This window comes from Mesorhizobium sp. M5C.F.Ca.ET.164.01.1.1 (genome assembly GCF_004792125.1).
Taxonomy (GTDB): Bacteria; Pseudomonadota; Alphaproteobacteria; order Rhizobiales; family Rhizobiaceae; genus Mesorhizobium; species Mesorhizobium wenxiniae.
Window position 1 is genome coordinate 1 of record NZ_SRTG01000195.1, and the last position, 380, is coordinate 380.

Here is a 380-nt window from a genome sequence, read left to right on the forward strand (position 1 = left end):
ATTCGCAAACGATCATACGCAAAATCAAAGCGCCATGCGGTCCCGCATGCAAAGGGTGCATGGCGCGGTGGTGGCGCCGGTCAAGCCGCCGCCGATTGCTTGGACAGACCCACTTTCAGATCCGTCGCCGCGTATATGGGTTCGCCATCCGCCTTCAGCCAGCCATCGGCGATACCGAGCACCAGACGCCCGCGCATCACGCGCTTGAAGTCGATGCCGTATTCCACCTTCTTGACCGACGGCGTCACCATGCCCTTGAACTTCACCTCGCCGGTCGACAGCGCCATCCCCTTGCCCGGCTCGCCGAGCCAGCCGAGATAGAAGCCGGTCAGCTGCCACATGGCGTCGAGACCGAGGCAGCCCGGCATGATCGGGTTGCC

The 380-nt window shown here is 63.4% G+C and carries 1 protein-coding gene; it reads right to left on the reverse strand.

Annotated elements, in window-relative coordinates; all coding sequences use genetic code 11:
* Positions 1 to 80: 80 nt before the first annotated feature.
* Positions 81 to 380, reverse strand: a 300-nt coding sequence (gene fabA, locus EN807_RS33090; RefSeq protein ID WP_135937984.1) for a bifunctional 3-hydroxydecanoyl-ACP dehydratase/trans-2-decenoyl-ACP isomerase, incomplete at its 5' end; no start/stop codon positions are given.